This window comes from Kiloniella antarctica (assembly GCF_042682825.1).
GTDB lineage: Bacteria > Pseudomonadota > Alphaproteobacteria > Kiloniellales > Kiloniellaceae > Kiloniella > Kiloniella antarctica.
Map to the genome: position 1 here is coordinate 27,333 of NZ_JBHUII010000001.1, position 23,475 is coordinate 50,807.

Below are 23,475 nucleotides of genomic sequence, written 5' to 3' on the forward strand. Positions count from 1 at the left end.
CCACCTATTCAACAAATTCAGGACTATAAGGACCACCATCGAGGTACCCAAGGTAGGCATCTTCGTCATACCAATATTGTTGTTCAACAGATGTATCATCACCTTCACCGAACACTGAATAATCTGGCAAATCATAGAACCAATATTCAATACGTTCTTTCGAGGGATAATGGAGATTGAGATCTTCAAACCAACCCTTGAAATGTGCCTTTGGAATTTTTTTCCGCCGCAGACAATAAGCAACATTTTTCGCACCTTTCGCACAGAAAATCATCACCCGCAATAATCGTGCTTTCTCTGCCTTGCCCCCCGTCTTCCTTTTATAAATTTCCAATGCCTCAGAAAAGATTTCAACCGGAGCCCGGATATCTTTCAATGATTTAGAACCAACGCGTACAATCCCCTTATCGGATGGAACAAAATATTCCGGATCGCAAGTAGATAGATACGCTTGGATCAAGCTTGTTCGCTCATACCCACAGCTTGGTACGATATGGTTTTTATACAAAAAATACGCAACATCAGCCAAAGCCTTTGGGTTGGCATTATCGTGCGCCAAGGCTAAAACATCTTCGATTACCTCAGCATAATTGCGGATCTCGATGGTTAATTTATCAGAAGCTTCTAACGTCTTATTTGCGAGGAGATCCTGCCACTGAATTAAGGCCGACAGGCCTTTAGCAGCTTTCCAGTTTTCCTGAACCATCGCCTCATCTAGGTGTGGGCGAATGAGCGAAAACCTCAACAGTTCATTGGCTTCTATCTCAAGACTTTCTTCGAGTTCTTTCGCAGACAGAAAATAACGAGAAAGCTGTTCGTAAAGAACAGCGTCCATAATCACCAACTCCATAGGAACTTTCGCTCCGTCCAGTTTACTTGAACGAACGAATGCTGCGGGTTCATTGTGCTTTAAGCGTGCTTCAAACTGGCGGCTACGCAGCCCCAGCAAGTCCTTGAGAGGTAAATCTGATTTCGTTGCGACTTCCTTAAAGACACTGGTTTCTTCGTCTAACTTTCCTTCCAATAGAAGCGCTTGTGCTTCAAATGCCTTGGCATGTGTGTACAAGGGAGTTTCTGCAAAAACGGACGTATTTGGCATCGTCCCTTTGAGTAAATAAGCACAACTCATTCCAATATAATTAATAAGCTCTTGCGGGGTCTTTTTTGGTAAGTGCCTTACCTGTGCACAAAGACTAGAAATCTCTTTCGATCCGGAAAGTATCGCGGGCAACAAGGTAAAACCATTACCATGTTCTATCGGGTATTCAGAAATTTCAGTAATATTCGCCAATAAGGCATTGATAGAGAGTTCTTCCAAGTCATCCAGTTCAGCAGCCCTGTCATTTAAAACATCCCGACGTGACAGCATTTTAATCAGTTCATTAAAATAACGTTCTCTTTCGTCGTAATGCAGCCATATTCCCACCGACATATCCTCAACATGTTTTCGATATGTCGAGTTGGGAAAATCGCTCACAAAAGCTTCTGTGAAACTGTTAAAGACTGTGGGCAAGAAAACATCATCCTGCCCTTCTCTTCCTTTGTGAAAGAGTGCCAGGATTTCCATGTATCGCGTCGTTTCCACCAGCCAACCCGATGTTCTTTCTGCTTCTGTTTCTTCTCTGGCAATCGTTGCAAAGAGATCTGCCGCCTCAGGGTAAAAACCGTCGTGATAAAAAGCAGCCGCTTCAATATAATCGAACCAACCTTTAGCCTCTCCCGCCTTGATTATTTGAAGATGTTTTTTAGTTTTTTCGCTGCTGATATAAGTATCCGTATCCAAGACGCAATCCTGAACTAACAATAACCTTAGAAAGGCAAGATAGCGCACGGTTTCCCGGTCTAATCCAGATCTAACTATCCCCTGATAATATTGAGCAAGGTTAGAGAAGCTCCCTCCCGCATAACATTGGGGGTGAGAGAAAAACACATCATTCAGGAATTTTTCATCCTGTTTTTCCCCTTCCAAATAACCGAGTTCAGTCCGTGCAAGTGCTGGAATATCGAAGGCGTTAAAAAATCGAGTAACCTCATCAATGTTGTCATTGTCTTCTGACCACATCTCAGAACCAAGGGATAGTTCCGGGCGATAAATTTTAAGAATTTGCTTGAGCAAAACCTTTGCCCGACCCTTTTGCGGGGTCAGCAAATCAATCTCGGTCGATGAACAATAGCGCGAAACAATTGGCTGCTGGCAAGGCTCCCCTCCTCCAGCTTTCGTCTCATGAGAGATCAGGGTCGCCAACACCAATACAACGAGAGAGAAGGAAAATTGCCATTCGAAACGTCTCATTCTTTTTTCTCTCCCTGACAAGAGCTTCCCACCTGTTATCGTCACAGAGAAAAGCATATCTAACGTTATTTACTCTACGAATTGCCGATAATAAATGCTGCGTTATCGGTGTTCGTTCTTGGCGGTAAAACATCAAAGACACTTCATTCACAGATCCAGCAAGCTTAATCGCCTGTTTATGATTGTCTTCAAACCATGTTGGCAGCCCCGTAATACTCAAAGGCATCCCGCCTCTTAAGCGGCTCTTCAACTTTACCAGCCATTGTCTGTATTCCTCGAGGCCAGCCGATGGACTATCATAGTCAATCTCGATCGTGGCGACGGGCCTTTCGGCACGCCGCCAGATATTAATATCACGTTGGATAATTGCCCCAACCTCTTTATCATCAACCAGATTTTCCAACCGATATGAAAGAATAACAAGAGAGCTCTTGTCGAACTGGCGAGGTGAATTGTGTTTTATTGATAAGCTTGCTTTTTCCCCTGTCCAGGATCGAACCAAAACCCTCGGGTTATTGATCCTACAGTGATACTTTTGTTGCTCACATTGAGTTAACACGTGATGTTCACTCTTGGAAATATCCGTATGAGACTGTCCAGCCCAAACCCAATAATCAATATCAACCTCTTGGGCGCGTAGGTTACCAATGACAGGGACACTGGAAAATATGACCCCCCATAGTAATGCTGACCGACATAAAAACCTTATCTCTTCTTTCACACCACTTCCATATCCCTGTCTAGCACGCCTCGTAAAACACCCTATCAAAACGTTACCATAAAAGGATAGCTTTTAGACTTTTTTGAGGCCACCTATGAAGGATATTTCACACAAATATCTCACAGTTCATCCCTGTTTTCTGTGGATATTAGTTATTAAGAAACTGCGGTATGTTTTTCACAAGAAGAGTTTTGATATAGAGTTGGGTTATGGCCCGAAATTTAAGGAGGGCTGTCTGGTAACCCCAATGTCAACGCTTCTTGATCTTTACTAATTTCAGCATGCATCAAAACTTTTGACGTAAATGCCATCGAAGTATCAATCACCCAGCGAACTTCTTTTTCACCAGATTCGTTTTGAGCAGCAACGACCTCTGGCAAGATTTGTTTTTGAAGAAAACCAGCCAAACCTGCGAGTGCCCGCCCGCCCGCTCTGAGTTCGTGGGCTTCAAGGGTAAACTTATCCTGTGTTTCAATTTGACTGGCAATAGAATTGAGAATATCCATCATCAGCCCGACATCATCATTGATTCGCTCTGTTCGATTGGCAATAAAGCGTAAGTGCCCAATGTAGAATGAATATTTAGACATCTATTTTGATCCTTTTCCTGAGCGAACGGCGGATAAAAGTTCGGTTAAATGTCCCCGGAGAGAATTGCTTCAACACTTTCCTGTACAGATAAAGCATGCGCAAAACTTGCCATGGAACAATCCTTACCCTCTTTCCAGGCCAGCATATTATCCAGCGTACGCATATACCCTTCCTGGCGGGCGTCTGCAATATCTACCAACTCTCGTTGCCAGCTCTCACCTGTGGTCGAAAACAACTGATCCCATAGCGTTAGGCGATAGGATTTTTTATCTCCCCAAACAGTGAATTCAACAATATCCGGGCCGACACCCCCAGCACTCGCAGAGAAGGACACAGGCACATTCCCACAGGAAAGTTGAGCTTGAACGTTGGTCTCACAAGAAACATTGTCATCGGGATACAGAGTGCAGGCATTAATGAGTTCAGAAGAGCCAAACAAACGTTCTGTCAGATAGATAAAGTGGGACCCCACCTCGCGCACGAAACCACCTTCAGTCCGTTGAGAAAGCCAACTGGCACTGTGTTGCCATCCCCGCGGCCAAGGGGCAAAGTGCAACCGGATATCAACAGATATAACAGTCCCGAGATTACCAGCATCGACCTCGGCCTTCATCATGTCAGCGGCAGGCGAATTAGCGAGAGGAAAATTCACTGCATTAAGCAGTCCAACATCATCAAAAGCGCTAACAAGATCCCGACTTTGCTCAATATCAATACCTAAAGGCTTTTCACAAAAGACGGCCTTACCCGCCGCCGCCGCCGCCAAGGCATATTCTTTATGGGATGCCGGCGGGCTTGCGATGTAGACCACGTCCACGTTGGAGTGAGCAATCAACTCATTAACGTTTTGGACAATTTGAAGTGAAGAGTATTGTTGTTTTACGGCAGCACCAGTCGCCTGATCTGGATCCCATCCACAGACAAGATCAAATCCACCATGAGCAGACATGTTTGTCAGCATTCTGTTACCCATAATTCCAAGACCGATAAATCCGATACCTAATGCCATCAACATGTCCTCAATTAATTCAATCGCAGAATTTTTATGTTCAATATTCGATAAGTGAGCAGATAATGCGTCAAGAAAATTGGTTTGACCAGTTTTAAATCCCCATTATTCAGCACTACATCGTATCAAGTTTATAAGAAATAAAAAAACCCCAGCTAAAAAGCTGAGGTTTTTTTGAATTGGTAGCGGAGGAGGGACTTGAACCCCCGACACGCGGATTATGATTCCGCTGCTCTAACCAGCTGAGCTACTCCGCCATAAGGCTAAAAAACAAAATAAGCCAAAGATATTCTCTGCTTCCTGATTCGCTCAGGTTTTGTTTCGTGAGACGGGTGATAATGCCATGACACAAAACTGTCAATAGCCGAGTGACACCCTCTTTGGTTTTTTCTTAAATTTCCTCTACCTTATGCCTTCAATATTATCCTAGACGCCAAAGAAACATTAGCTTGAAGAAAGCCTTACACAGAATTACCCTCACCTTACACATAAATAATGGTTGAGAAATACTATGGGCTTCAGGCTCTCCATGAAACGTAATACTTGGGAACACCATTCTCACCCCCTTTCCGTATGGACTCGTATGGCAACTGGATGGCTCATATTTCCTGCTGTATGGAGCCATTCTGCTTGGGGATGGCCTGTCGCTAGCTTCTTAGTGGTCCTCTTTGCTTTCTGGATGTATCTTAATCCCCGTATTTTCCCCAAACCTCGGCATACAGACTCTTGGGCCTCTCAGGTGACTTTTGGTGAGAGGATCTGGCTCAGAGAAGTTTCTTTTGAGGGTTTAGAAGAACTATTGGAAATGCACCGGACACAAACTCAAGTCCTCAGCATTCTGGCTGGGTTAGGTTTTTTCGGCGGACTAATCACAGCTTCCTTCGGTTTGTTTTGGCCAACAATGTTTTTTGGCTTTGCGATGGTTATCGGCAAGATGTGGTTCTGTGATCGAATGGTCTGGCTGTTTAATGATGCGATAGAATATCACCCTGAACTCGGAGAGTGGATTCACTAGAGTTTGTATTTTTATGAAGTAATTAAGAACTAATAGCCTAAATCATATTGATCCTCTCTAAAGGCCATCCTTAAGATATCCGTTTTCATAACGTACGTACTCGACACCTACAAAGCGGCGAACCCGTTCTAATTCAGCTTCAATTGCTTTCATTCGCCCCCTAGAGGCCTTGACCTTTGGTTCAAGCCAAAGTCCTTTCACAACAAGTAATTGCCCTTGGCGTTTCATATCGATACGTCCAATCAACTTCTCACCTTCTAAAAGCGGAAAAACGTAATAGCCATATTGCCGTTTCACCTCAGGAACAAACACTTCAATCCGGTAATAAAAATCAAAAAGTCTTTCCGTACGTTTTCTGTCTCTAATTAAAGGGTCAAAAGGGCTTAAAACACGAACCCGTTTCGGAACAGAAGGTAGATCATCAAGCTTATCCAAAACATTCTCATATGTGTAAACTCTTCGTGGTTTACTGCCATCTGCAGATTGAACTCCAACTTCGACAATCCCTTGACCCAAATGCTTTTCACACCACTTTTTTGATTCAGCAGGTTTTATACCATCCCAAAAAGCCGCAAGTTCTCCCGCTGTTGCAAAGCCAAGACGATCCATAGCTGAGCGACAAGACCAATCGAGATACTGGTCTTCATCAATATCATCAGATTGAAACATTTGCGGTATTACACGATTGGTAACATCGTAAACCTTCTGAAAGCCTTCGCGGCGATCAACACTAAGGGCTCCCGTACGCCATAAGAATTCAAGAGCCGTTTTAGAGGGATGCCAATCCCACCACCCTTGATTTTTTTTCTTCTCCGCAGATTTTTTTTCCGGGGCTTTCATATCCCGAGACATTGTTGGCCCGTTTATTTTGACATGCTCTAGAATAGCTTCAAAACTTTCTTCGAAACCTTCACGCCGCCATTTACGCCAACGCGCAAGCAACTGTTCTTCTGTACGGATAAAGCGATGTTGCCAGAAGGGGTAGAAGGCGGTTGGGATTACTGATGCATCATGCGTCCAATTTTCAAACAGTGTTCGGTCAGTTTCCAATAAACTTGAAAAATTATTTTTCTGATAGGTCTGATTGCGGGAAAAAAGGATCATATGATGGGCTCGCTCCACCGTATTGATACTATCAACCTGAACGAACCCCATCCGCTCAATCAAATTGAGCAAACCGGTTTTATCTTGCTTTACTGCTGGATTATCACAGAGCCCCTGTCGTTGCATAAACAGCTTGCGCGCTTGAGAGTTTGTAATCTGCGGGAGCATGGCAAAGGCTTCTGAATGATTAAGACAGGAAATCGCTCAGAACATAGCAGGAACACTTATTCAAATCCAGAAAGATTTATCTTATCTTAAGCGATACCCAAAGCATTAACATTATCTTCAGAGACATTTTCTGAATGGATATCTGAGGCTTGTTTTTCAGTTGAAACAATCCACCCCCCCCCAAGAACGCGTTCTCCATCATAAAAGACCGCAGCCTGACCTGGAGAAATACCAAAGAGCGGTTCGTGCAAGACAACACGGGCGCCCCCCATTCCAAGTCCCTGCCCTTCAGGATAAACTGTTGCTTTAGTCGGCTTTGAGGCAGAACGAAGCTTTAGTGTAACTTCTCGACCACCATCAGTCATTGGTTCTGCCAGCCAATTTAGTTCGTTCACCATGACAACATCGCGAGAAAGAGCTTCTTTTGGACCGACAATAACCTGCTTTTTCACTGCATCAAGGCGGATAACATATATCGGATCGGCTGTCCCTCCGACACCGATACCTCGACGCTGACCAACGGTATAGTTGATAATACCATCGTGTTGCCCCAAAACTGTCCCATCCATATGGACGATATCACCTTTATCAAGAGCACCTGGGCGCAAGCGTTCTACGACCCTTGCATAAGATCCATCCGGAACAAAACAAATATCCTGACTGTCGGGCTTATCAGCAACAGAAAGCCCCATGCGTTCTGCTATTTTTCGTGTTTCAGTTTTGGGCAGTCCGCCCAAAGGAAAACGAAGAAAATCTAGCTGCGCTTCTGTCGTCGTAAACAGAAAATAGGTCTGATCTTTTGTGTCATCAAAGGCCTTGTGTAGTTCAGGACCATTGGGGCCTTCTTTACGCTGAACATAATGTCCCGTCGCCATAACATCGGCGCCAAGATCTTTTGCCATGGCCAGCATGTCCTTGAATTTTACTTTTTGGTTACATTTAACACAGGGAATAGGAGTTTCACCACGCATATAACTATCAGCAAAGTCTTCCATTACGTCCTGTTTAAACCGAGATTCGTAATCAAGAATATAATGTGGAAAACCATAACGATCTGCAACAGTACGCGCGTCGTAAATATCTTGCCCGGCGCAACAAGCACCTTTTTTCTCAAGCGCAATCCCATGATCATAAAGCTGAAGAGTTACACCAATAACGTCGTAACCTTCCTCTTTCAACATACACGCAACAACAGAGCTATCGACACCACCGGACATGGCGACAACAACACGTGTATCTTTGGGCTCTTTATCTATGCCAAGAGAATTCATGGTTCAGCTATCTCGTATATATTTTCGTCCTTGGTAAAATTACAAAGGAACGTGCATCATCTCGTCTTGATATAACGGCCTATGTAAGTCTATCAGCCGATACAATCAAGCCCTGCATCACTTACTGTGCTATATCCAGATTATAATCAGTTAAAATTTTCACATACGATATCAGATAATCGTATTAATGTTAATGCCCGACAAGACACGGCACCCTTGTGTCCTCTGCATGGTTCTCTTCAAAATTAGTCGATCTTTGTAATTTCTGCCAACCGGCGTAAGACAATGGGATCCCGGATAAGATCAATCAAAAGAGAAAAATGCCCTTTTCCATTTCTTAAAAATCTGTTTTCAGGAGGAACGCGCCAACGATCTGCAAGCTCCAGCCCCCCTTTATACGGCATCAAGTTATCGGCTTGCCCCAACATGAAAATAATTTTATCTGGAGGTACAACAGAATACCCCGACGGCTGAACCAAAGGAGAACAGCGGAGGAAATCTGCCTCCTGCCAGCCTAATTCATCTAATTTTTCTGGTAACCCGACCCCCTCAGTCAAACAGCTTTTACGTAAGACATCCAGGACGTTACCACTGGTTCCTATTAGCAATAAACCATCCGGCTTTAACTTGTCAGGCCAATCCCAGGAAACGCTTGAATAGAGTTGGCTGGTCAAAGCTCCCAAACTTACCCCACCCAGGACGACAGCACCTCCCCTTTGCGTACGTGTCCAATGAACAAGGCTCGCTATATCTGAGATCCATTGTTGAAAAGTATCGACAAGGCCGATTGGTCCCCGAGAAAATATTTCTTCCCCAGCAAACCTGCCAGGCGTTTTCCTAAAACCGTGCCCTGGTTGTTGAATACGTAATACTCGAAAACCTGCTTCCGTCAAAGCACATACAGGATCTTCCCGATCTTGAAAACAATCTTGCTCAACACCGAGACCTTGTAGAAATATCAACGTCGGTGCCGAGGGTTCAAGCCCTCTTAGAGGCTCAAAACAACGAACCCAGTTTTCTCCACCGAAAAACGATTGATAACGAAGCCAATATTCTCGGCCATAGACGCCGTGGATCGAGTGGGACATATGAAACAATGGTATCTTTTTCGGCATAGAATAAATTTTTGCCGGATCATCTGAATGACCATCGTAATGTTGATGAAATTCTTTTGGTGTGGGGAGGTCCCATTTTATCGGTTCAATAAGCTTACGTACATCCTTAAACATCAAGGCAGATTCCAACAACCGCTGCGATGTTTCCTGCCGACGAAGTTCTGCAAAAATTCTCCCTGCAATGCTTAAACCATCGCCAAACATAACGACTTTCCAACGTTCAAAAGCCGATTTTGCCACATAATGCCTGATACATATTTCTGTCAAAGCATCATCACAACTTTTTGGGAGGGCGTGTTTGAGTTCCAATTCATTTTCAAAACCCTCTGCATCTCCTTTACACACAATCGAAGTTTGAAGCGCTCTGTTCAGGGGAAAGAGATAGTTTACAACAAGACGCAAAGCCAAAGCATCAAACCAAGGGCGAGCAAGATACCGACCAACCGTCCCTCTAATCATAGGAAAAGATTGGGGAGAAGGTAAACACTGTGCTGAACTGTGGAAACGTTCTCTATTCACGTCGTTTTTATAAACCTCTATAAAAAGACAGCCTAATTAACTACTTTTACAAGAGTATAGCAGATTTACTCTATTTTACGGCAACACAGCTTCGAGAGGAGTACCAAGTTTCTTTTTATGCCTTATCAATCAAATGGATATAGGAACCAATAACAGACCCGTTTTGACATCCAACCTGCCCGATATCATCATCACTGGCATCCGTAACATCAAAAAGGCGTCGATTTCCCTCGCTGTTCACAACCGTAGAATAATGAAATTCGTGTGCGCGATAGCTCTGCCCTTTTGGGCCAAGCGGACTTTCGACGAGTGTTTTGACTTTTCGATACCCCAGTGATCTTTTTCGAACAAGAAACGACGTCTCCACCGGAAGTAATCCGGCCATTTCGTGATGATCTCCCTGCGCGTCTATTAGCCCTTTTCCCAAGACCATGTACCCACCACATTCACCATAGATCGTAGAGTTTTTATTAGCCGCAGCCCGTAAACCCACCAGGAATCGTAAATTAGCGCCCAATTGTCCCACGTGTAATTCTGGGTATCCTCCGGGAAGGTAAATTGCATCGGATTTGGGGTCTGGCTTTTCATTATCAAGCGGAGAGAAGAAGTTAAGCTCAGCCCCTGCCGAGCGCCATCCCTCAAGCAGAGCCGGATAGATAAATGAAAAAGCAACATCCAGTGCTACGGAAATTCGTTGTCCAATTGGAGGAACAAAAGCAGTGAGTTCTGTGGACGGATGAGATGTAGGTTTCGCCAATGCCAAGAGTTTTTCACAATCAACATCCCATCCAACCTGTTCTGCGGCATTGTCGAGATAGAGATCAATTTCTTTATGCTCTACGGCTTGGACAAGACCAAGATGCCGATTGGGCAACACCATTTCATCCTGTCTTTTGAGATAACCAAGTACTGGTATGCCCAAGGGTTCACACGCTTCTTTCAAAAGAGAAACATGGCGCAGAGAACCAACGCGATTAAAGATCACACCAGCAATGGAGATTTCAGGGTCAAAAGATGAAAACCCGTGCAAAATTGCTGCAGCAGAGGCTGACATCCCTTTCACGTCAATGACCAGAATAATGGGCCAGCCCGTTTTTTTGGCAAGTGCAGCTGTTGACCCTGCACCTCCGGCAGCGCCATCAAAAAGTCCCATAACCCCTTCGGCCAGGATGGCGTCCGCTCCTTGACCTGCATGGGTAATAACAGACGACAAGCTTTCATTACGCATCGCCCAGGGATCTAGATTATAACAAGGTCGGTCCGCGGCGGCAGCATGATAAGCAGGATCGATATAATCCGGTCCAATTTTAACCGGTGCGACCCGTATGTTGTTGTTATTAAAATATCGAAGAAGAGCCAGTGTGAGTGTCGTTTTGCCGCTTCCAGACGATGGAGCCGCAATAATAAGACCCCGAGGGGAATTTTGTGTCACGTCACTGTCTTCGATATTCAAGCGCTCACCACCTTATCCGATTGATCTTTAATATTAAGAGGATCTGATGTTAAAACCCGACCGTCAATGGCCCCCATCCAATCCAATCCTGAACGCAACCGAACGACTTCCCCTACGACAACAAGAGCTGGCGGCTCAATTCCACTTCGAGCGACATCTTCAACACAGGTTCCCAGCGTCGTTTCAAGTACTTGTTGAGCTGGAGTAGATGCCCGGCTGACAATACCAACAGGCTCATCTGCGGAACGACCGTTTATCATTAATTTTTGCGCAATATCACCCAAATGCTTAATCGCCATATAAATAACAATCACGGGAGAACCTTGTGCAAGCCCGGCCCAGTTAATGTTATCTGGGACAATACCGCTGGCATTATGCCCCGTAAGAAATGTCACTGCTGAGTTACAATCGCGGTGTGTTACGGGAATTCCTGCGTAAGCAAGTCCCCCAATACCACTGGAAATGCCTGGAACAACGCGGAACGGAATATTTCCAGCTACGAGAGCAAGCGCTTCCTCCCCCCCTCGGCCAAAAACAAAAGGATCACCACCTTTTAAGCGTAGGACCCGTTTACCTTCTCGGGCGAGTTGGATCAGACGTTGAGAAATATCCGCCTGTTTCGATGACGGTTTACCCCCGCGCTTACCTGCATATTCGAGAACACAGCCCTCTCTCGCAAGCTTAAGGACATCATCACCAACCAAGGCGTCATAAATCAACACGTCAGCTGATCTCAAAGCATGCAAGGCGTAAAGGGTCAACAAACCCGCGTCTCCCGGCCCACCACCAACAAGCCAAACCCAACCGGCTTGAAACTCAGGTAGATCTAGAGGCAGTTTATCCATTTATCACACTGTCCTTCTCGTGTAGCTTCGCTCTTACGGTATAACAAAACTTGTGTTACGGGGTTAATTTGAAAACCCCTAAAGATTAAGCCAAACGAACTTTAAAATAACAATTTAGTATATAGCAATCATGGCTCGAAAACCCGAAGGAAAATTAAAAAGAGGCTGGACCACTGGCGCTTGTGCCACTGCAGCAACGAAGGCAGCCTATACAGCTCTTTTAACCAACCACTTTCCCGATCCTGTTACTATAACTCTGCCAAAAGGAGAGCAACCTGCTTTTCCTCTTTGCAGGGAAGAAATAAACGATACCACAGCCATGGCCGCTATCGTCAAGGATGCAGGTGACGATCCTGATGTCACTCATCGAGCTACTATAATTTCACGGGTCAGTCGTGGCCTGCCTGGAAGCGGCATAGTCTTTCACGCTGGCGAAGGTGTCGGCATGGTGACCAAGCCAGGTCTCCCTATTCCAGCAGGAGAACCTGCAATCAATCCGGTTCCTCGTAGAATGATGGCAGAGGTCATCGCAGAGGTCGCTAAAGAACACAGTGGAACTGGAGATGTCGTTATAGAGATATCGATCCCCGACGGAGAAGCCTTAGCAACCAAGACCTGGAATCCGCGCCTTGGTATTCTCGGTGGACTTTCGATTCTCGGTACAACAGGTGTTGTTGTACCCTTTTCCTGCTCATCCTGGATTCACTCCATCCACCGGGGCATTGATGTCGCCATCGCTACAGGGCGCTCACACGTATCTGGCTGTACAGGTTCGACTTCTGAAAAAGCAGTCATGGATCTCTATGGACTGGAAGACAGTGACATGCTCGACATGGGTGATTTTGCTGGTGGTATGCTCAAATATCTGCGCGAACACCCCGTTCCACGACTGACTATTGGCGGAGGTTTTGGAAAACTAACAAAACTTGCCATGGGACACCGAGATTTGCATTCAGGTCGAAGTCAGGTAGATATGTTCTGGCTTGCAGAACGGTTACAAGAACTCAATGCTCCAACACATGTTGTTGAAGAAGCCAAAACTGCAAACACGGCCAATCAAGTTCTTGTTCGTTGCCTAGAGGAAAACATTCCTCTAGCAGAGAAGATAGCTCACCTTGCAAGAGATGAGGCCTTGAAAATCCTTAACGGCAAGACTCAGGTTGATGTCATAATCATTGACCGTCCCGGTAATATTGTCGCCCGCAGTTCTATCGCAAAATAATGAGCCGTTCTTTGTCAAAAAAAACTATTCTCATCCTGGGCGGCACGACAGAGGCAAACAACCTTGCCGAGTTTCTAGCAAAAGATCCTCATTTTGACATCATCACTTCTCGTGCAGGAGTTACCACCAAGCGTAAACCGGTTTTCGGACAAGAGCGAATAGGTGGCTTTGGAGGTATTGAAGGACTTAAAGAGTATCTGAAAAAAAATCAAATTTCAGCTGTTATTGATGCAACTCATCCCTTTGCCGAAACAATGACCGCCCACGCTTTTAAGGGCTGTCAGGACTTGTATCTCCCCCACATCATTCTGAACCGGTCCGAATGGTTGGAAACCCCAGTAGACAACTGGATCAAAGTACCTAACATAGAAACCGCTCTGGATCATATTCGGAACATAAAACTACCTCTCCACATTTTTCTCACCACAGGGCAAAAAGAACTCCAGAATTTCACAGCTATCTCTCAACATCATTATGTGGCACGGATGATTGAAACCCCTGATATAAACCCGCTCCCCGACAACCTGAAAATCCGATTTGAACGCGGCCCCTTTTCTCTGAAAAATGAAATTAAACTCCTTCGTAATCATTCGATCAATATGATCGTCAGTAAAAATTCCGGAGGCGAAGCAACTGCTGCAAAATTAAAAGCCGCGAGAATTTGCAATATTCCCGTCCTTATGATTTCTCGTCCAGCGCTGCCTCCATCCTCTATCGTTCAGAGCCTTGGCAAAGTTCATGATTGGCTCACTTCTCTAAATATGACAAAACCAAACAGGTAACTGGGAGTAACGACGAAAATAACATTATGTCGTCTCACCCCTGTTTTCATATTATCCTTCTGTCTCTCCACGTTTTGACTGGGCACTCACCGAAGATTGCTTCGCTGATAATTAGTACAAACAAATGGGCTCCTATATAAAAGCGGGAAAATTAAACTTTGTAACTGAATATAAGGATAATTTTCAGAGCATTACGTCTCATTGCCAGAAAGCAAGAAAGCTTAGAATAAGCCTGTTTCTCAAAGATCACGACTTGACAGAATTTATAAAACCTTGTCCCTCCCCTTTAGTCGAGACCAACTCAATGCGCATAAAACTTGATGACGAACGAAAAGCTGAAATCGCCCAAGACCTCGTTAATTTTTTCTATTCAGAGTTTGACGAAAACATGAGTGCGTTCCGCGCTGAGGAAATTGTGAACTTCATGCTCAAGAAGATTGGACCTTCACAATACAATCAAGGTATCGCAGACGCCCAAAAATATATGGCCGAAAAAATAGAAGACCTGGACACCGAATTCCACGAACCCGATGACTAGGCCCCCTTGGAAATATTGGATTACGCCCGCACTTTTTCTTCAAACATTTGTGCATTATTCAAATCGGCAAACGGGGTCAATATTTCAGGATCAAAATCTCTGGGCAACAAGTTCTCGCGGGTTAGGTTCGGCCAGTTGCTGTTTGCGATGGCCCCGCGACCAAGGGAAACAAAATCTGCGCCCCCACTTTCCAGCAAAGCAGCAGCCCGGTTAGCTTCGTGTAACGATCCATTGGCGATAACGGGCAATACTGAAAATCTCTTGGCTAGGGCAGACAGGGTCTCTCCCTTTCCGAAAGCAGGTTGGTCCGCTTCAAATTCAGTGGTGTGGATATAGTCGAGACCAATATCGGACAAAGCGCCAAAAATAATCTTGGCATCATCAATACCCCCAGTCCATTTGTGTTCAAAGTCATTGACCTTGCCCTGAGAAATCCGCAAGCCCACAACAAAATCTGATCCAACTTCCCCGCGAACCGCCACAGCGATCTCCTTGGCCAGTCGCACCCTTGCGGCAACGGAGCCACCATAGCTATCCGTGCGGTTGTTGGTGTAGTTGGTCAAAAATTGATCCAGTAGATAACCATTGGCCCCGTGGATCTCAACGCCATCAAATCCGGCCTCCTTTGCCCGTCGTGCTGACAATACAAAACCCTCGATAGCTTGTTCAATTTCAAACCTTGTGATTTCTTTAGGCAACTTATATTTGCCCAGCCCCCGATAGACAGTCATCTGGGTGCCTTTGGGTAAAACCGCAGAAGGCCCGCAGGTTTCCGTTTTATAGATGTTGCACTGGGACAAGGCACCACCATGCATCAGTTGCATGATGATTTTAGATCCATGAGACTTCACCCCTTCCACCACGGGTCGCCAGCTCTCCTGTTGCGCAACGGATGTGATACCTGGCTGATTAACATAACACTGGCTATAGGCCTGATCGGTATAGGTGCCTTCCGTAATAACCGCCCCAAATCCCCCCTTGGCAAAATTTGTGTAATAGCTCGTCATTAAAGGACCAACACGTCCATCTGCCTCAGCACTGGTCCGGGTTAAGGGAGCCACAAGCAAACGGTTAGAGAGAGTAATTTTTCCCAATTTTTGGGGTTCAAATAGTTTTGTCGGTGTCATCATAACTTCCTTTGTAAATTCAATTCAGAGTCTTGTCCGTATAGATCAAACAATAATTTCTCTTGAGGGAAGTTATGTAGTATTTCCAATTCATATGTATATATGGCAAAATATGTAAACTAATTCAGCAATTCATTTAGGAATAAAAATGACCGGGATCAATATTGTTGAATGCATGCGGATTTTTAAAAAGGTGGTTGAAACCGGCAACTTCACTCGCGCAGCAAAGGAGCTTAGAATATCAGTCGCGTGGACAGCCAAGAACGTTGAAAAGCTTGAGACCTCACTTGGATCAACCCTTTTCATCCGATCAACCAGACATCTTAGGCTAACTGAAGCGGGTCAGATATGTTACGATTCAACCGGAAGGGTGATGGAAGAGCTTCAGGGGTTAAAAGAACGGTTAAGTGACGAGACCCAGATTCCAAACGGTAAAATCAAAATTGCTGTTCCTCAAATTCTGGCGATCTACGGCATGGGGCATATCTTGGCCGAGTTTGGGAAACTTTATCCAAAAATCAAACTTGATGTCGCCGTAAATGATCGTTTTGTTGACTTGCAAAGTGAAGATTTTGACTTTGTCTTCCGCATCACCAAGGATCTGAAAGACAGTCGTATACTCGTTCGAAACCTTGGAACCATACAACGTATTCTCTGCGCCTCTCCAACTTATCTAAAAGAACATGGAACGCCGAATAAGCTGGACGACTTATCAAAACATCAATGTCTGGTTTACAGCTGGTTTTCAGAACCAGATCAATGGAATTTCAAACAGGGCGAGGAAGAGATTAAGGTCCGACCGAACATTCATCTTTCCGTCAATAGTAGTCCCTTGATTAAGGACGCCCTTCTATCTGGCTCAGGTATTGGCTACTTACCAGACTTTATCATTCGTAACGAGATGAGCGAAGGCCTACTTGTTCCTCTTATCCAAGATGCAGAATTTGAGGCTTTCAATCTTTATTTACTGCGTGCGGATGATCGTTATCAACCCACTCGTGCCCGGTTGTTTTCAGAGTTTATAATCACATCCTTGCAAAAACTAATCTCTGCCTGAATTATCAAATTACGTCGAATTAACCACTCATTTCCAAGTATTCGGCCGGTAAAAGGAAATGAAATACAGAGCCTTTTCCAAGAGTACTTTCAACCCAAATTTCGCCGCCATTACGCGCAACCAAATCATAACAAAGCGGAAGCCCTAAACCTGTTCCCTGCTCTCCTGCAGTGCCATCAGTTGATGTTTTTTCATCCAACGCAAAAATTTTAGCCATTCTTTCTGCGCTCATACCAATCCCCGTATCTGACACCATGACCTCAATCATATTCCCCTTGGGTACAGCAAAGATTTCTACCGAACCACCAGAGCGGGAAAACTTTAGTGCATTGGCTATCAGGTTTCGCAAAACTGTTAAGACCATGTTCCTATCGCAAAAAACTTCGAGGTCACCAACCGTATTTATTAATGTGACCCCCTTGTCTAAAGCAATAGGCGCAAGGATATCTAGATTCTCTTGTGTAATTTTTTCCAAAGAGACAATTTCTTTCTCCATGGTATTTTCCATCATCTGCAATCGTGACCACTCCAACAAATTTTGGAGAAGGTCAAAAACTCTATTTCCGGTCTTGTTCACATCTTGCGCATACTCAACCAATTTGTCTTTGTTCATATTCGCTGACATCTGGGCCATCAGATGGGTCATACCAAGTAAAGAAGTGAAGGGACTTTTCAAGTCATGGGAAATAATCGAGAAAAATCGGTTCTTCACGCCAACTTCGTATTTGAGTTGTTTGTTGAGGATAGCGCCCTGCTCGGCTAATTCAGCTAATTCTGATGCTTGTTTTTCCTGCTGCCGTTGAGACATTTTAGCCTCCAAAACCATCATCTCTAGACGTGAGTGGAAGGCTTTCAGCGCATAAAAAACAACAAAAAGAGTAACTAGAATGACTGCGACACCAATAATAGTATTAGTCATTAAGCCATTTCGGATAGCACTCAATGCTTGAGCTTCTTCTTGCTCAACAATAACCCGCCATCCAAGTTCTGGAATGTAACGCGTATTAAGCAACATTACTTCCCCATCACGCTTATACTCATAAACTCCACGTTTATCAGCCATGATGTCAGCCGAAATTTTGGATATGCCACCAGCTGTGACAATACTTTCCTCGGTTATCGTAGCTCCAAGAGAGCGCACAAGTATTTTCCCATTTTCATCAACGAAATATACGTTACGTCCAAAACTTTTTTCATACCGCTCAACTATCCCGGCTACAGTGTCCAGTTTCAAACCAACGCCAATAGCAGCCAAGAATTGATCGTCATAACCAAATATTTTATGGTTGATAAAAATGGTCGTCGTATTCCCCTGAGCTTCATTATGATCCACGTTCAATTCATAAGGCAGCTTGTTCTCTCTAACGCGAAAGAACCATTGATCATTTTCATCTGTTTCGGAAACAGATTGGGTAAGTCCTTTAAAATGATAATAATTTCTTGTTTTTTCAGAAACCAGAAAACTGGTAAAAAGCCCATACTTATTACGAATTTCATCAAGATATTGAGCGATTTTTTCAACATCACGTTCACCGTCAAGCAACCAGTCTTTGACAAATATATCATTGGCCATCAGCGAAGCCACAAAAACAGGCTGCAATAAATCCTGCTGAATCTCAGAATAAATATTATTACTGGTTAAGGGGAGTTCATTGTTAATGAGGGCTTTCCGAAGACTATTTTTTGAGATTTGGTAGCTCAAAATATTGGTAATAAGAAACCCCACCATCAGGATCAAACCAACAGTTACAATAAGGGGTCCGCGGACCGAATGAGGATTTTTCCACCAATGCATTACTTGTTTCGCGCCCTTGCTACCACACTAAAACACCATCATTTCTTGAGGTTTTATCTGCTTCTTCGGCGAAGGACAAGAACTGGCTTTACCAATTAAAAAATGATGTCGACATATTCAGATTTTTCTTCAGATTAAGAGATCTATTTTTAAAGAATAAAAACTTCTAACATCAACCATAAGCTGAATACCCCCCAAGGGCTAACCTATCGACGATTCTCAATTTAAGGAATTTTATATAATTGCTCCCTTATAATACCAGTCAGATAAATTTAGTTATAGATCGTAGTACCAGTAATGAAAAAATACCTCCTTAGCCTCATATTGTTATTTTTCAGTTCAGAAGTTTTTGCTGACAAACTAAAGATAGCCGTTGGTCTTTGGATTCCTCCTTATGTTATAAGGGACGAAGCTCGGGGTATAGAATACGATATTCTTAAGGAAACTCTTGCTTTAGCAGGCCATGAAATGGTCCCGAGATATGTTCCTCTCGCCCGTACTCTTGCAGAACTCCGATCCGGCCAGGTCGATGGCATAATGTCCACTGGCTTAACAGACCTGCCTGGTTGCTATACAAACACTCATATCACCTATTGGAACTATGCCATCACCCTCTCGTCGAATAATATCCAGATCGACAGTATAAAAGATCTGAAGGGTAGAACTATTATGGCGTTCCAAAACGCCCGCAACTATCTTGGCGAAGACTATAGACAGATGACACATGGCAATAAACTTTATAAGGAAATCGGTGACCAGAGTAGTCAGAACAAGCTACTTTTCTCAAAAAGAGTCGAAGTCGTGATCGCAGATCAATTTATCTTTCAATGGTTTAACCGTAGTCCCGAAGTTCTGAAAACAATCAAAAAAGCTCCAGAAGTCACCTATCACGAAATATTTCCTCCCAGCCGGTTTCAATCGGTATTTTTGAGGCAAGATGTTTGCGACAGTTTCAACATTGCTCTGAAAGAATTAAAAAACTCAGGACGTTATGACGAAATTGTAGCATCTTATGGCGTAACGAACGTGTCTGATAGTTTAATAAACTAATCAATTCATTTACCATCCAGATTTTTCAATACCTCATTTTCCTTAAAACTATATATTCCCGAAAAGAGAATGATGTTCTTGGAGACAATACTCGGCTTTATCCTCGCAGCTTTTGCTCTCACGGGAAGCCCTGGGCCGAACACGCTTAGTCTTGCCGCTGTAGGTGCATCCTTTGGGAAACAACGCGGATTACGTTATATGGGTGGGCTCAACATTGGGATGGTATTGGTCATCATCATTACGGGATCAGGCGTATCTGGACTACTTTTAACCATACCCGGTGCTTCACCAATTATTACAGTTATAGCCGGAATTTATTTCTTCTATCTTGCTTACAGAATTTCAACAGCCCCTCCATTAACCAAAGATTCAAATACCGGAAAGGCACCAGAATGGATTGAAGGAACGATCCTCTCATTACTTAACCCCAAGGCATACGCAGCAATTGCAGCTCTATTCTCTAGTTTTGTCCTTGTCACTGACGATCTCTTACTTGATAGCATTTTAAAATCGAGTGTGTTGTTAATCGTTATCTGTACCGTGAATATCAGTTGGCTTTTTATCGGCGCAGCCCTAACGCCCTTATTAAAGCGACCACGCATCAGCCGAAATATAAATATCTCATTTGCTATACTTCTGATTTTATCAGTGTTTTCTGCTGCCGTGATTTAAGCTCAAAATTTTCACATGAGAAAAATCATGCTCAAGTTTATCAATCAGATAGGTATCGGTATCAACTACTCTTAGAATTTTGCAGCCCAGTTATCATTGGCGCTAATAATGTGTTCTTGTTTATCTCTAAGCCAATCACCTCGCACACCTTTTGAAAAATTAAGATAGAGCTTCCCATCTTCAATAGACCAGGCTTCCGGTACGGTTGTAGCAAAGGCATCATAGCTCATGGCAAAAGCACAATACCCCCCATATTGCGGCGCATATTTTTCTGGTGTAGCTAAAAATACTGCACGGTTTTCTTTAGATGAAAAATGCCACGTTGCTTCTTTCCATTGAGCCGAAAACTCTGCCATCCCCTCTACAGGTTTACCATCAGTAAAGTAAGCCACAGGATCAAACCCATTGATCGCAATCCCCGTTGCCGAGTTAGAATAAATCATAGGCTCTGATGCCAAGACGTTCAAAGGAACAATTGCCCTTAAACCAAATAAAGCACCAACAACTAAAAAAAACCTCCGAGTAAGCATCAACAAAACTCCATTTTGAAAATATTTACTGAAAACATGAATTATACTCTTCTCATAACCAACCTGAGTTTATGCACCCACCACTTTGAAGAATATATCGATTTAGTAAAAACAAATTATCACCCCTTCCTTTCACAAAACAGAGAGGTCATAAATATCTACTCAAATCTAAGCGTCAATTGATTTGCAGATGAATGTGATCATCATGCCTAGCTGCCTGGCAACCTTGAAAACGAATGTTCTTCCCTGAATATCCAAGACGTTGCACAAGATGAGGTTCAATAAGAACCTTCGACACACCATGCTTTTTCCCGTGCGTCGACAGCCAGCTCAAAGCTGCTGAGGCTCGGGTTTCATCAAGTCTATAATCCTTGAGAAAAAGCTGAAACCACTCCATACTCCAACGTAAACTCAAGATATCTTTGTGCCTTGCACAAGGTTGAAAAGAGCCCGCACGCGGCTGTTCGAACGCCCAATAGCCAATAGGAGATTTGGTTTTTCCTAAAGCGTATTTACCATTTTCCGTTCGATAATAAAAAGCGATATCCAGCTTGCGCCCATCGTCGTGTGATAAGTGCGGCAACAAAGGAAATCCATCAAAAAACGGAAAATTGGCATCCAGCGCCATTGTCTGCGTGTCTGGGTATTCTGTATTCATGTAGGCGGCCAACGCATTTCCGGTCTCGAACAGCTCCGGGCTGACATACTGCCTGTTCATCGCACAATAAAGCGGCGACTGAACCATAATCTGTGAAGTATCTACACTATGGCAAGGCAGAGCAACCCGGCCAAATTGTGGTGCAACAAATAAAGCCACACTCCACAAGCCAGCATAAAGACCGAGAAAAAGGACTGCCCGATAAATGATACTGCATTTTGCGATCCTTGGAATGAACCGCGTGAGACCTATTGCCCCCATATAGGCCACCCCGCCGATCTGTGTAACCGCCGTAAGTAATAGAATAATAAAAGAGTGCAGGAGAAATCGAAAAATCATATTTCTTTCGTCGGCACCAATTTGTTTATGACATCAAATAGAAACTTTGTATTCCGCCTTTTAATTAAATCATAAAACATTTCTCCATAATTAATCAGGTACATATTAAAAATGACATTATTATGGTTACTGGAAAGCAAAACTCGAAGACCATAAAAAAGGAGAGACGAAATCCAACGTCTCTCCTTTTGGATATAACGATCAGCTTACTTACGTCAGTTAGCTGGTAACGTTCCTTGTAGCTTCATAATCGGTTTGGGTTCAGGTTTCGGATCTACAGGCATGGCTTTTATCTTATTGATTTTCACTTTTTCTGGCGGTTGCGTAAAAGTTCCGACTCCTTTGAATTTAGGTTCTGCTTTACATTTCCAGCTGTAAAAACTTTCATCGGAATTACCATTAGCTGGTTCAACAACTTCTACTTTCCAAGAGCCATGCTTTTTGTCGCTCGCCGCCACTTCGAAATTATTTAAATTCCCAGCTTGTTGTGGATTTTCAATAGCCAACTTACCCAGTTTTCCACCCTTTGGCTCTGAGATGTGTCTTGTAAAGTCAATGGTCTTTAGACCATCGTTATTAAAGCTCACAGTATTGATAGGACCTTTTGCACCCCCTTCATTAACCATCCGGTACTTAACTGTACCCTTGCCCTGTGCCTTAAAAGTTAACCGAAAGCCAAGATCAACAGGACATTGCCCTACATAATTTTTGACGTGCGGTGAAACCTTCGTTTCAGTTAGTGCAAACTTTGCGGCAAAATTATTTTTTGAAACCTGAGCTGGGGAAGGTTTCACCAGATCAGGATCTCCCTTATATTTTATGCTGATCGGAACCATTGTCGTTGCATATCCGCCCTTATGAACAGCCCCTTTACTGCAATAACCAGCAAGGGTTACAAGCCGCGGCACGCTGAATAACTGGTCTTCTCTGAGAAACTCCAACTCGGTTCCTCCCCCCTTTACATAGTCTTCCAACTTCTTGTTGAATTCTTCAACCGGGTCAACGCGCACAGTAGGATGACCGTTTTTTATGTTCGCCAACGGAACCTCAAAAGGTTGATAATTTCCAGCCTCGGCAATCCAGCCACCAAGAAGCCCTGTCCAGCCTTTGAAAGTCGGATGATAGTTATCTTCATAAATCGCGTTAACAGGAACAATTTTGTTCCCCTGCCGATGAGCTGAACCGAAATACATTGTTGCTTTGCTAAAATCGATTTTCTTATCCTTGATGCACTGGACAAAACCTTTCAGGGGAATATTCATAACGCTGTTTACGGGTTGAATATTGGCCTTATTCACTAACTTAGAAGAAGACATGTTTTTCAACTCAATCATATTGAGATTGATCCCGTCCACCGACAAGGTCACATCTTCAATGTAATCGGAGTTATTCCGAGGAGAGTTTGCATAGGCCGCAGGGTTCAAAGCCGCAGCTGTAATTGCCAGAACACTTGTTGTCAGAACAAGATTTTTAATCGTCTTCATTACTGTCACCTCAAGTTAAATCTACTTACAGCAAATTGCTGCTCTTGAAGGATTAGCCGGGGCACAACAGCACAAGGTTCAATTATTTTTTATGTTCACCTTAAGTCTTTATTTTTG

General features: G+C 43.8%; 21 protein-coding genes and 1 tRNA gene. 7 read left to right on the plus strand and 15 right to left on the minus strand.

The genetic code is table 11. From position 1 onward, the window contains the following. Positions 1-4: 4 nt before the first annotated feature. From ACFSKO_RS00130 to ACFSKO_RS00150, 5 genes are all read right to left on the minus strand, one after another. Complete coding sequence (locus tag ACFSKO_RS00130; RefSeq protein ID WP_380247103.1) at positions 5-2,293, minus strand: hypothetical protein; 2,289 nt, start codon at positions 2,291-2,293, stop codon at positions 5-7. After that, positions 2,223-3,014: a DUF3142 domain-containing protein gene (locus tag ACFSKO_RS00135; protein WP_380247105.1), complete on the minus strand. Its 792-nt coding sequence runs from the start codon at positions 3,012-3,014 to the stop codon at positions 2,223-2,225. Before ACFSKO_RS00135 ends, ACFSKO_RS00130 begins: the two co-directional genes overlap by 71 nt. A 221-nt stretch (positions 3,015-3,235) precedes the next feature. Continuing rightward, complete coding sequence (locus ACFSKO_RS00140; protein ID WP_380247107.1) at positions 3,236-3,604, minus strand: hypothetical protein; 369 nt, start codon at positions 3,602-3,604, stop codon at positions 3,236-3,238. Positions 3,605-3,648: 44 nt separating this feature from the next. Continuing rightward, positions 3,649-4,614, minus strand: a complete 966-nt coding sequence (locus tag ACFSKO_RS00145; protein ID WP_380247109.1) for a Gfo/Idh/MocA family protein — start codon at positions 4,612-4,614, stop codon at positions 3,649-3,651. A gap of 180 nt (positions 4,615-4,794) precedes the next feature. After that, positions 4,795-4,871: transfer RNA gene (locus ACFSKO_RS00150), tRNA-Met, on the minus strand. A gap of 272 nt (positions 4,872-5,143) precedes the next feature. Here ACFSKO_RS00150 and ACFSKO_RS00155 point away from each other — a divergent pair. Further along, positions 5,144-5,629: a DUF6653 family protein gene (locus tag ACFSKO_RS00155; protein WP_380247111.1), complete on the plus strand. Its 486-nt coding sequence runs from the start codon at positions 5,144-5,146 to the stop codon at positions 5,627-5,629. A gap of 57 nt (positions 5,630-5,686) precedes the next feature. On the opposite strand, the gene ACFSKO_RS00160 is transcribed toward ACFSKO_RS00155, so the two are convergent. The 5 genes from ACFSKO_RS00160 to cobA all read right to left on the minus strand — a co-directional run bounded on the left by ACFSKO_RS00160 (position 5,687) and on the right by cobA (position 12,104). Beyond that, positions 5,687-6,901 (minus strand): winged helix-turn-helix domain-containing protein, encoded by a 1,215-nt coding sequence (locus ACFSKO_RS00160; RefSeq protein ID WP_380247113.1) that lies wholly within the window; start codon positions 6,899-6,901, stop codon positions 5,687-5,689. An 86-nt stretch (positions 6,902-6,987) separates the two neighbouring features. Then, on the minus strand, positions 6,988-8,172 hold the full coding sequence (gene mnmA, locus ACFSKO_RS00165) for a tRNA 2-thiouridine(34) synthase MnmA (RefSeq protein ID WP_380247115.1): 1,185 nt from the start codon (positions 8,170-8,172) through the stop codon (positions 6,988-6,990). 245 nt (positions 8,173-8,417) lie between these two features. Continuing rightward, on the minus strand, positions 8,418-9,806 hold the full coding sequence (locus tag ACFSKO_RS00170; protein WP_380247117.1) for an alpha/beta hydrolase: 1,389 nt from the start codon (positions 9,804-9,806) through the stop codon (positions 8,418-8,420). A gap of 115 nt (positions 9,807-9,921) precedes the next feature. Next, positions 9,922-11,259 carry a cobyrinate a,c-diamide synthase gene (locus ACFSKO_RS00175; protein WP_380247119.1) on the minus strand — a complete coding sequence of 446 codons (1,338 nt, stop codon included), beginning with the start codon at positions 11,257-11,259 and terminating at the stop codon, positions 9,922-9,924. Continuing rightward, entirely contained in the window at positions 11,256-12,104 is an 849-nt protein-coding gene (gene cobA / locus ACFSKO_RS00180; RefSeq protein WP_380247121.1) for a uroporphyrinogen-III C-methyltransferase, read from the minus strand. The genes ACFSKO_RS00175 and cobA overlap by 4 nt, the downstream gene beginning before the upstream one ends. A gap of 130 nt (positions 12,105-12,234) precedes the next feature. Between cobA and ACFSKO_RS00185 the strand changes: the two genes are divergently transcribed. The 3 genes from ACFSKO_RS00185 (at position 12,235) to ACFSKO_RS00195 (ending at position 14,646) form a co-directional block, all read left to right on the plus strand. Then, positions 12,235-13,326, plus strand: a complete 1,092-nt coding sequence (locus tag ACFSKO_RS00185) for a cobalt-precorrin-5B (C(1))-methyltransferase (protein WP_380247123.1) — start codon at positions 12,235-12,237, stop codon at positions 13,324-13,326. 11 nt (positions 13,327-13,337) lie between these two features. Next, positions 13,338-14,108 (plus strand): cobalt-precorrin-6A reductase, encoded by a 771-nt coding sequence (locus ACFSKO_RS00190; RefSeq protein ID WP_380247126.1) that lies wholly within the window; start codon positions 13,338-13,340, stop codon positions 14,106-14,108. A gap of 304 nt (positions 14,109-14,412) precedes the next feature. Beyond that, positions 14,413-14,646 (plus strand): DUF2164 domain-containing protein, encoded by a 234-nt coding sequence (locus tag ACFSKO_RS00195; RefSeq protein WP_380247128.1) that lies wholly within the window; start codon positions 14,413-14,415, stop codon positions 14,644-14,646. Between the two features lie 20 nt (positions 14,647-14,666). Here the strand turns inward: ACFSKO_RS00195 and ACFSKO_RS00200 are convergent, their stop codons facing one another. Next, positions 14,667-15,773 (minus strand): NADH:flavin oxidoreductase, encoded by a 1,107-nt coding sequence (locus ACFSKO_RS00200; RefSeq protein WP_380247130.1) that lies wholly within the window; start codon positions 15,771-15,773, stop codon positions 14,667-14,669. Between the two features lie 148 nt (positions 15,774-15,921). Here ACFSKO_RS00200 and ACFSKO_RS00205 point away from each other — a divergent pair, with 148 nt between their 5' ends. Continuing rightward, positions 15,922-16,830: a LysR family transcriptional regulator gene (locus ACFSKO_RS00205; RefSeq protein ID WP_380247132.1), complete on the plus strand. Its 909-nt coding sequence runs from the start codon at positions 15,922-15,924 to the stop codon at positions 16,828-16,830. Positions 16,831-16,849: 19 nt separating this feature from the next. Here the strand turns inward: ACFSKO_RS00205 and ACFSKO_RS00210 are convergent, their stop codons facing one another. Next, positions 16,850-18,625 carry a sensor histidine kinase gene (locus ACFSKO_RS00210; RefSeq protein ID WP_380247135.1) on the minus strand — a complete coding sequence of 592 codons (1,776 nt, stop codon included), beginning with the start codon at positions 18,623-18,625 and terminating at the stop codon, positions 16,850-16,852. Between the two features lie 297 nt (positions 18,626-18,922). Here ACFSKO_RS00210 and ACFSKO_RS00215 point away from each other — a divergent pair, with 297 nt between their 5' ends. Continuing rightward, positions 18,923-19,675: a substrate-binding periplasmic protein gene (locus ACFSKO_RS00215; protein WP_380247137.1), complete on the plus strand. Its 753-nt coding sequence runs from the start codon at positions 18,923-18,925 to the stop codon at positions 19,673-19,675. A gap of 78 nt (positions 19,676-19,753) precedes the next feature. Beyond that, the gene (locus tag ACFSKO_RS00220; RefSeq protein WP_380247139.1) at positions 19,754-20,347 is read left to right on the plus strand and encodes a LysE family translocator; all 594 of its coding nucleotides are present in this window, start codon (positions 19,754-19,756) and stop codon (positions 20,345-20,347) included. Positions 20,348-20,418: 71 nt separating this feature from the next. Here the strand turns inward: ACFSKO_RS00220 and ACFSKO_RS00225 are convergent, their stop codons facing one another. The 3 genes from ACFSKO_RS00225 to ACFSKO_RS00235 all read right to left on the minus strand — a co-directional run bounded on the left by ACFSKO_RS00225 (position 20,419) and on the right by ACFSKO_RS00235 (position 23,358). Then, positions 20,419-20,877, minus strand: coding sequence for a YHS domain-containing (seleno)protein (locus ACFSKO_RS00225; protein WP_380247141.1), 459 nt, complete (start codon positions 20,875-20,877; stop codon positions 20,419-20,421). Positions 20,878-21,052: 175 nt separating this feature from the next. After that, on the minus strand, positions 21,053-21,874 hold the full coding sequence (locus ACFSKO_RS00230; RefSeq protein ID WP_380247143.1) for a hypothetical protein: 822 nt from the start codon (positions 21,872-21,874) through the stop codon (positions 21,053-21,055). Between the two features lie 215 nt (positions 21,875-22,089). Then, the gene (locus ACFSKO_RS00235) at positions 22,090-23,358 is read right to left on the minus strand and encodes a hypothetical protein (RefSeq protein WP_380247145.1); all 1,269 of its coding nucleotides are present in this window, start codon (positions 23,356-23,358) and stop codon (positions 22,090-22,092) included. Between the last annotated feature and the right edge of the window lie 117 nt (positions 23,359-23,475).

Bases quoted from the DNA above. Each gene is read 5' to 3' on its own strand.
- ACFSKO_RS00130 (WP_380247103.1), bottom strand. From the start codon at position 2,293: ATGAGACGTTTCGAATGGCAATTTTCCTTCTCTCTCGTTGTATTGGTG.
- ACFSKO_RS00140 (WP_380247107.1), bottom strand. From the start codon at position 3,604: ATGTCTAAATATTCATTCTACATTGGGCACTTACGCTTTATTGCCAAT.
- ACFSKO_RS00145 (WP_380247109.1), bottom strand. From the start codon at position 4,614: ATGGCATTAGGTATCGGATTTATCGGTCTTGGAATTATGGGTAACAGA.
- ACFSKO_RS00155 (WP_380247111.1), top strand. From the start codon at position 5,144: ATGAAACGTAATACTTGGGAACACCATTCTCACCCCCTTTCCGTATGG.
- ACFSKO_RS00160 (WP_380247113.1), bottom strand. From the start codon at position 6,901: ATGCTCCCGCAGATTACAAACTCTCAAGCGCGCAAGCTGTTTATGCAA.
- mnmA (WP_380247115.1), bottom strand. From the start codon at position 8,172: ATGAATTCTCTTGGCATAGATAAAGAGCCCAAAGATACACGTGTTGTT.
- cobA (WP_380247121.1), bottom strand. From the start codon at position 12,104: ATGGATAAACTGCCTCTAGATCTACCTGAGTTTCAAGCCGGTTGGGTT.
- ACFSKO_RS00185 (WP_380247123.1), top strand. From the start codon at position 12,235: ATGGCTCGAAAACCCGAAGGAAAATTAAAAAGAGGCTGGACCACTGGC.
- ACFSKO_RS00195 (WP_380247128.1), top strand. From the start codon at position 14,413: ATGCGCATAAAACTTGATGACGAACGAAAAGCTGAAATCGCCCAAGAC.
- ACFSKO_RS00200 (WP_380247130.1), bottom strand. From the start codon at position 15,773: ATGACACCGACAAAACTATTTGAACCCCAAAAATTGGGAAAAATTACT.
- ACFSKO_RS00205 (WP_380247132.1), top strand. From the start codon at position 15,922: ATGACCGGGATCAATATTGTTGAATGCATGCGGATTTTTAAAAAGGTG.
- ACFSKO_RS00210 (WP_380247135.1), bottom strand. From the start codon at position 18,625: ATGCATTGGTGGAAAAATCCTCATTCGGTCCGCGGACCCCTTATTGTA.
- ACFSKO_RS00215 (WP_380247137.1), top strand. From the start codon at position 18,923: ATGAAAAAATACCTCCTTAGCCTCATATTGTTATTTTTCAGTTCAGAA.
- ACFSKO_RS00225 (WP_380247141.1), bottom strand. From the start codon at position 20,877: ATGCTTACTCGGAGGTTTTTTTTAGTTGTTGGTGCTTTATTTGGTTTA.
- ACFSKO_RS00230 (WP_380247143.1), bottom strand. From the start codon at position 21,874: ATGATTTTTCGATTTCTCCTGCACTCTTTTATTATTCTATTACTTACG.
- ACFSKO_RS00235 (WP_380247145.1), bottom strand. From the start codon at position 23,358: ATGAAGACGATTAAAAATCTTGTTCTGACAACAAGTGTTCTGGCAATT.